At 58.6% G+C, this 7,657-nt stretch carries 7 protein-coding genes; 5 read left to right on the top strand and 2 right to left on the bottom strand.

The genetic code is table 11. The features are described 5' to 3' along the window. Together AC1DVH_RS23460 and fadD1 are read left to right on the top strand one after the other, a co-directional pair. Positions 1-1,432, top strand: a 1,432-nt coding sequence (locus tag AC1DVH_RS23460) for an AMP-binding protein (RefSeq protein WP_477755827.1), incomplete at its 5' end; no start/stop codon positions are given. Between the two features lie 356 nt (positions 1,433-1,788). Next, positions 1,789-3,489 (top strand): long-chain-fatty-acid--CoA ligase FadD1, encoded by a 1,701-nt coding sequence (gene fadD1 / locus AC1DVH_RS23455; RefSeq protein WP_477755826.1) that lies wholly within the window; start codon positions 1,789-1,791, stop codon positions 3,487-3,489. A gap of 62 nt (positions 3,490-3,551) precedes the next feature. On the opposite strand, the gene AC1DVH_RS23450 is transcribed toward fadD1, so the two are convergent. Continuing rightward, entirely contained in the window at positions 3,552-3,929 is a 378-nt protein-coding gene (locus AC1DVH_RS23450) for a hypothetical protein (protein WP_477755825.1), read from the bottom strand. A 355-nt stretch (positions 3,930-4,284) separates the two neighbouring features. Between AC1DVH_RS23450 and AC1DVH_RS23445 the strand changes: the two genes are divergently transcribed. Then, a complete protein-coding gene (locus AC1DVH_RS23445) occupies positions 4,285-5,241 on the top strand; it encodes a YihY/virulence factor BrkB family protein (protein WP_477755824.1) in 957 nt (318 codons plus the stop codon). 2 nt (positions 5,242-5,243) lie between these two features. Continuing rightward, on the top strand, positions 5,244-5,783 hold the full coding sequence (def, locus tag AC1DVH_RS23440) for a peptide deformylase (RefSeq protein ID WP_477755823.1): 540 nt from the start codon (positions 5,244-5,246) through the stop codon (positions 5,781-5,783). A gap of 132 nt (positions 5,784-5,915) precedes the next feature. Here def and AC1DVH_RS23435 read toward each other — a convergent pair whose 3' ends face one another. Then, on the bottom strand, positions 5,916-6,332 hold the full coding sequence (locus AC1DVH_RS23435; RefSeq protein ID WP_477755822.1) for a GNAT family N-acetyltransferase: 417 nt from the start codon (positions 6,330-6,332) through the stop codon (positions 5,916-5,918). Between the two features lie 329 nt (positions 6,333-6,661). Here AC1DVH_RS23435 and AC1DVH_RS23430 point away from each other — a divergent pair, with 329 nt between their 5' ends. After that, positions 6,662-7,603 (top strand): fatty acid desaturase, encoded by a 942-nt coding sequence (locus tag AC1DVH_RS23430; protein WP_477755821.1) that lies wholly within the window; start codon positions 6,662-6,664, stop codon positions 7,601-7,603. The last annotated feature ends 54 nt before the right edge of the window (positions 7,604-7,657 follow it).

Here is a 7,657-nt window from a genome sequence, read left to right as displayed (position 1 = left end):
GCATTATCCGATTGCCGTGTTCGGTGCCTTGCGCGCCGGGTTGATCGTGGTCAACACCAACCCGCTGTACACCGCGCGGGAAATGCGTCACCAGTTCAAGGATTCCGGTGCCCGGGCACTGGTGTACCTGAATATGTTCGGCCAGAAAGTCCAGGAAGTGCTCCCCGACACCGATATCCAGTACCTGATCGAAGCGAAGATGGGCGACCTGATGCCCACTGCCAAGGGGTGGCTGGTCAACACTGTAGTGAGCAAGGTCAAGAAGATGGTCCCGGACTATTCCTTGCCCCAGGCCATTTCTTTCAAGAGTGCATTGCACATGGGCCGTGGCCTGGGCATCAAGCCGCTGAGCGTCGGCCTCGACGACATCGCCGTGCTGCAATACACCGGCGGCACCACCGGTCTGGCCAAGGGTGCGATGCTGACGCACGGCAATCTGGTGGCGAACATGCAACAGGCGCGGGCCTGTCTCAGCCAGTCGGCCAGCGACGGCCAGCCGCTGTTGCGCGAAGGCCAGGAGGTGATGATCGCGCCGCTGCCGCTGTACCACATCTATGCTTTCACGGCGAACTGCATGTGCATGATGGTGACAGGCAACCACAACGTGCTGATCACCAACCCGCGTGACATCGGCGGCTTCATCAAGGAGCTGAAGAACTGGCGGTTCTCGGCGTTGCTGGGGCTCAACACGCTGTTCGTCGCGCTGATGGATCACCCGGACTTCAAGACCCTGGACTTCTCCAGCCTCAAGCTCACCAACTCCGGCGGTACTGCGCTGGTCAAGGCCACTGCCGAGCGTTGGGAACAACTGACTGGATGTCGCATCACCGAAGGTTACGGACTGACCGAAACTTCGCCGGTTGCCTGCGCCAACCCCTACGGCGATCAATCGCGGATTGGCACGGTCGGCATGCCGGTGCCGGGTACCACGCTGAAAGTCATCAATGATGACGGCGTCGAGCAACCTTTGGGAGAACGCGGCGAGTTGTGCATCAAAGGCCCGCAGATCATGAAGGGCTACTGGCAAAAACCCGATGCCACCGCCGAAGTGCTGGATGCCGAGGGCTGGTTCAAGTCCGGTGATATCGCGGTGATCGACCCGGACGGTTTCGTGCGCATCGTCGATCGCAAGAAGGACATGATCATTGTTTCGGGGTTCAACGTGTACCCGAACGAGATCGAAGACGTGGTGATGGCACACCCGAAAGTCGCCAACTGCGCGGTCATCGGTGTGCCCGACGAGCGGTCGGGGGAGGCGGTGAAGTTGTTCGTGGTGGCCCGTGAAGCAGGGGTCAGCCTTGAAGAGTTGAAGGCTTACTGCAAGGAAAACTTCACGGCGTACAAAGTACCGAAGCACATCGTGCTGCGTGAGTCGCTGCCGATGACGCCGGTGGGCAAGATCCTGCGGCGGGAGTTGCGTGATATCGCGTAGCAGGACATAGAGGCCGGCGCGATTCCAAAAGATCGCAGCCTTCGGCAGCTCCTACAGGGATCGCATATCCTTGCAGGAGCTGCCGAAGGCTGCGATCTTTTGCTTTTAGCCCCGGTTTTAGCGGGCTACAGGGCTTTATAGGTTTTTTGCTCTAAAATGACTGCTTGCAAGTCTTGAGTCACAAGCGTGACCGTAGAGGCCTCTTTTGGCTCTAGTCGACCCTTGGCAAAGCTGCTACTCTCGGCGCGCTTTGTGACTTCTCGGCCTTCTATCAGCCAGATTCACCAATGACCAAACACCAATAATAATCGCATCAAATGCGGTGCTGAATTCGCGTTGCTGAGGAGTGGGCTTCCATGATCGAAGACTTTTGGAAGGATAAGTACCCAGCTGGGATTGCTGTCGACATCAATCCAGACGAGTATCCGAATATTCAGGCAGTGTTGAAGCAATCCTGCCAACGCTTCGCCAACAAGCCGGCATTCAGCAACCTGGGCAAGACACTCACCTACGGTGAACTGTACGAATTGTCCGGTGCGTTTGCCGCTTACCTGCAACAGCATACCGACTTGCAGCCCGGCGATCGAATCGCCGTGCAACTGCCCAATGTGTTGCAGTACCCGGTTGCCGTCTTCGGGGCCATCCGCGCCGGGCTGATCGTGGTCAACACCAACCCGCTGTACACCGCGCGGGAAATGGAACACCAATTCAACGACTCCGGTGCCAAGGCCCTGGTCTGCCTGGCCAACATGGCGCACCTGGCCCAAACCGTGGTGCCGAAAACCGGCGTCAAGCACGTGATCGTCACCGAAGTCGCCGACCTGCTGCCGCCGCTCAAGCGTCTGCTGATCAACAGCGTCATCAAGTATGTGAAGAAGATGGTGCCGGCCTATCACTTGCCCAAGGCCGTCAAGTTCAACGACGTGCTGAGCAAAGGCCTGGGCCAGCCAGTGGCGGAAGCCAACCCGGCCAGCGGTGATGTCGCGGTACTGCAATACACCGGCGGCACCACCGGCGTGGCCAAGGGCGCGATGCTGACCCRCCGCAACCTGGTGGCGAACATGCTGCAGTGCAAGGCGCTGATGGGTTCCAACCTCAATGAAGGTTGCGAGATCCTGATCACGCCGCTGCCGCTGTACCACATCTATGCGTTCACCTTTCACTGCATGGCGATGATGCTGGCGGGCAACCACAACATCCTGATCAGCAACCCGCGTGACCTGCCGGCGATGGTCAAGGAATTGTCGAAGTGGAAGTTCAGCGGCTTCGTCGGCCTGAACACGCTGTTCGTGGCCCTGTGCAACAACGAAGGCTTCCGCAAGCTGGATTTCTCCGCGCTGAAAGTCACCTTGTCGGGCGGCATGGCCCTGCAACTGGCGGCGGCCGAACGCTGGAAAGCGGTGACCGGTTGCGCCATCTGCGAAGGCTACGGCATGACCGAAACCAGCCCGGTGGCCACGGTGAACCCGATCCAGCACATCCAGGTCGGCACCATCGGCATTCCGGTGCCGTCGACCCTGTGCAAAGTCATCAACGATGCCGGTGTCGAGCAGCCGCTGGGCGAAATCGGCGAGCTGTGCGTGAAAGGCCCGCAGGTCATGAAAGGCTACTGGCAGCGCCAGGAAGCCACCGATGAAATCCTCGACAGCGAAGGCTGGTTGAAGACCGGTGACATCGCGCTGATCCAGCCCGATGGCTACATGCGCATTGTCGATCGCAAGAAAGACATGATCCTGGTCTCCGGTTTCAACGTGTACCCGAACGAGCTCGAAGACGTGCTGGCGACCCTGCCGGGCGTGCTGCAATGCGCGGCCATCGGTGTACCGGACGAGAAGTCGGGCGAGGCGATCAAGATTTTCATCGTTGCCAAGCCGGGCGTGACCCTGACCAAGGAACAGGTGATGGAGCACATGCGCGCCAACGTCACTGGCTACAAGGTCCCGCGCTCCGTGGAGTTCCGCGATGCACTGCCGACCACCAACGTCGGCAAGATCCTGCGTCGTGAATTGCGCGATGAAGAGCTGAAGAAGATCAACGCGAAGAAAGCCACCGCGTAATCAACAAAAAAGCCCCGCAGATGCGGGGCTTTTTGTATGTATCTGTAGGAGCGAGCTCGCTCCTACAGGCGAAACGGCGCAAAGTTGACGTTGGTGCCCGTCGGGCGCATGTCCTGCAGGAAGGAGTCCTTGTCGGCGCTCAGTTCCAGGCTCAATGCAGCCTTGCGCTTGCCTTCATTGCGCACCACCAGGCCTTCGAGCTTCTCGCGCAGGAACACGGTCGGCACTTTCAGGTGCAGCAGCTCGTCAGTGTCCGGCGTGTGCATCAGCAGGTGAATCCACTCGTACTGACCGATTGCAAGGCGCGTCACTGGGAGGTCGAACCACCAGATGTTGCGGTTACGGTTCAGTTCGGCGAAGTGGCAGTTGTTGACGCCAAGCACAGCACCGCCGAGTTCCTGGTTTCTGCGGGCAATGGCCYGCTTTTTATCGAGTTTCATAACATTCCTACGGGATTGGATCTTCAGCGCCATGGCCTGAATGTGTTGCGCATTCTCAGGGGTTGGCCCGCAAACATAAAGCGCAACCTGCACTGAACGATGAAATGTCGTGGTGAAAATTAATGAAACTCCCTGCAAAAGCCCCCGGTCAACCTTGTGTAACGACTTTCCTGCATTGAAATACCTTTTATGAAAAGAAGAAGTGGCCATCTTCAGATGGACGTTTTTGTGTCAGCCTGAACTTGCACACTGAATTTGTTTCAAAGTCGCCAACTGGGCTACCTTGATGAAAGAAAACGGCCCCTGAGTCGCCACGACTTCAACCCAAATCCGTATGCGGCGAATGGAGACGCGAATGATTTTCCCGGACATGAGAGGCTTGCCCCTGCACCGTGTGATGATGCGCACGGTCACCGAGTTCATCGCCGACGAGATGTCGACCTATGCCTCGGCGCTGGCCYATCAAATGCTGTTTTCGCTGTTTCCGTTCATCCTGTTCCTGATTGCCCTGATCGGCTTCCTGCACCTGCCGGATTTCTTCTCCTGGCTGCGCCTGCAATCGGAACTGGTGCTGCCGCCCCAGGCGCTGGAGCAGGTCAACCCGGTGATCGACCAGCTTCAGCAGTCCAAGGGTGGCTTGCTCTCGGTGGGTATCGTGATTGCGCTGTATACCGCCTCCGCCGGCGTGCGGCTGATGATGAGCGCGATGAACGCTGCCTACGACGTGGTTGAAGGGCGTCCGCTGTGGAAACGCTTTCCGTTGTCGATCATCTACACCGTCGGCATTGCCGGCATGCTGCTGATCGCCGCAGCGCTGATGGTGCTCGGGCCGCAGGTGATGGAGTGGATCGCTGCGCAAGTCGGCCTTGAGTACTTTATCGTCACGCTCTGGACCATCGCGCGCTGGCCGGTGATCGTGATTCTGATGATGGTCGCGGTGGCGTTGATCTACTACGTCATGCCCGACGTCAAACAGGAATTCCGCTTCATCACCCCAGGCTCAGTGCTGGCGGTGGTGGTGTGGATCATCGCTTCCCTGGGCTTCGGTTTGTACGTCAAGGAGTTCGCCAACTACAACGCCATGTATGGCAGTATCGGTGCGATCATCGTGCTGTTGCTGTACTTCTACATTTCCGCCGCGGTACTGCTGCTGGGCGCGGAGATGAACGCGGTGATCGAGCACATGTCGCGAGAGGGCAAGGACCCTGGCGAAAAAGTGGCTGGCGAGCATGGTCCCGTCCATGAGGAAAAGCACCACGTGTCGGGACTGGGCCGCGATCACTCACACAAACCGACCATTGATGAAACCTGATCATGATTCGTGAAATTCTGAAAATGGGCGATGAGCGCCTGCTGCGCATTGCCCCGCCAGTGCCGCCCGAGATGTTCGACAGCCCCGAGTTGTGGCAACTGATCGATGACATGTTCCAGACCATGGAAAGTGTGGGGGGCGTTGGCCTCGCGGCTCCGCAGATCGGCGTCGACCTGCAACTGGTGATCTTCGGTTTCGAGCACAGCGAACGTTATCCGGATGCCGAGGCGGTGCCGCAGACGATCCTGATCAACCCGTTGATCACGCCGCTGAGCCCGATCCTGGAAGAGGGCTTCGAAGGCTGTTTGTCCGTGCCTGGCCTGCGCGGCGCGGTGCAGCGTTACCAGCAGATTCGCTACGAAGGCGTCGACCCCAAGGGCGAGCCCATCGTGCGTATTGCCTCGGGGTTTCATGCGCGGGTGGTGCAGCATGAGTGTGATCACCTGATCGGCCGCCTGTACCCGTCGCGCATCACTGACTTCAGCAAGTTTGGCTTCACCGAGGTGATGTTCCCGGACCTGGACCCCAACGCGGACGACTAGATTCACAGTAGAACCCTGTGGGAGCGAGCTTGCTCGCGATGGCGGCGTATCAGTCGCCAACAATGTTGACAGACCTGGCCTCATCGCGAGCAAGCTCGCTCCCACATTGGATCTCCATCAGGTTTTAGTGTGTCACCGGCCTGGCGCCAACCCCATCGCAATCATCGGCTTGCTGCGCGCATAACGGCTCAACCGTTCAACCATCGCGAAAGGCATCGGCGGATCAAAAGTAAACCCGCGACGCTCATAAAAGCCCCGCAAGTCCGGATGACAGAACAACCACACCGGCTGTTCGCAATCCTTCACCGCGGCCGCAATCAATCCGGCGGCAAGCCCTTGTTCGCGACAGGCCGGATCGACCAGCAACCCGGTCAGCCAATGCCCACCGGACACCGGGCGCAAACACAGCACGGCAACAATCTGCCCACGGCGGGCCACCCACAGCTGCGCGTCGCGCACGGCTTTCATCGACGATTGGTGAGCGCGGTAGAACTTGTTCATCAACGGCCATAACGGCTCGTCGAGCAGGGTGTATTGGGTGTCGGGCATGGTCTCGGACTGTCGGTGGGCAAAGCGGGCGATTATAAAAGAACGCGCGCGCCGGGATAGGTGTATACCTGATCTCACATCCCCATGAGTGGAGTACGCATCATGTCCAAAGGTATGGATTCAAAGAAAGCGGCGAAAAAGAAACCGGTGAAAACGGCCATTGAAAAGCGTGCGGACAAGAAGGCCAAAAAGGTCGGCGTGTTCGGCCACTGATTCCGCGTTGATTGATCGCTCCCATGCAACATGGGAGCGATCCTCCAGAAAATAATCTGCAAGATTTCCCAAAGCCATTGCACAGAAGGGGACTGGTCCCCGATCTGAGCAACGCCATGCCCCATTACTTTGATAGCGCCCATCAAGAAGAAATCGAAACCCTGCGCCGACGCTTCACCGCGCGCACAGAATGGCCGACCTGGTTGCTGTTGATCGGTGTGTATGGCTGCTGGTTTGGCATCGTGTTGAACAGCCATCGATTGGGTTTGTGGTGGAGCACGCTGTTGCTGATTCCATTGCTGGTGCTGTGGTTATCCGTGCAACACGAACTGCTGCACGGTCATCCCACGCGCTGGCCAATGCTGAACAAAATCCTTGGCTACGCACCGATTGCCGTCTGGTATCCGTACACCTTGTACCGCGATAGCCATTTGCTGCATCACCGCGACGAGGACCTGACGATCCCCGGTCGTGATCCGGAAAGCCGTTACCTGAGTGCCGGGCAGTGGCAGGGCAGTTCACTGCTGGTGCGCAGCCTGCACTGGTTGAACAAAACCGTGCTCGGCCGCTTTGCCCTGGGTGCACCGCTGGCCTTGCTGACGCTGGCCCGTGAAGAGCTGCAACGCCTCAGAGCAGGCGAGCGCCAGGCCTGGCTGATGTGGTTGAGTCACGGCTCGATGACCGGGTTGATGCTGCTGTTCATCGCGAACCTCAGCGTATTGCCGGTTTGGCATTACCTGTTTTTGATCAGTGTGCCGGCGCTGTCGATCGCCATGATTCGCTCTTACTATGAACATCGACCTCAGGCGGCACCGGAGCAACGAACCGTGCTCAACGAAGCGGCGTGGCCGTGGCGCTGGCTGTTCCTGAACCTCAATTTTCATCTGGTGCATCACGAGTTGCCGGGGTTGCCCTGGTACGACTTGCCCCGCGCGTACAGGGCCCGCCGTGAGCAATGGCTGGTGCGTAGCGGCGGGTTTCTGGTGCGGGGTTATGGGCAGTTGTGGCGTGAACATGGAGTGAAGGCCATCGACAGCCCGAGGCATCCGTTTTACTGATTTTTTTGAATCGCCACTGACCCACAGTGGGAGCGAGCTTGCTCGCGATGGCGG

The organism is Pseudomonas sp. P4_C3 (assembly GCF_056402075.1).
The sequence above is the reverse complement of the archived record's forward strand: the minus strand, read 5'-3'. Positions and strand labels throughout refer to the sequence as shown.

What these genes read in the sequence shown, in the direction of transcription:
- def (WP_477755823.1), top strand. Translation starts at nt 5,244, where the DNA reads ATGATTCGTGAAATTCTGAAAATGGGCGATGAGCGCCTGCTGCGCATT.
- AC1DVH_RS23430 (WP_477755821.1), top strand. Translation starts at nt 6,662, where the DNA reads ATGCCCCATTACTTTGATAGCGCCCATCAAGAAGAAATCGAAACCCTG.
- AC1DVH_RS23435 (WP_477755822.1), bottom strand. Translation starts at nt 6,332, where the DNA reads ATGCCCGACACCCAATACACCCTGCTCGACGAGCCGTTATGGCCGTTG.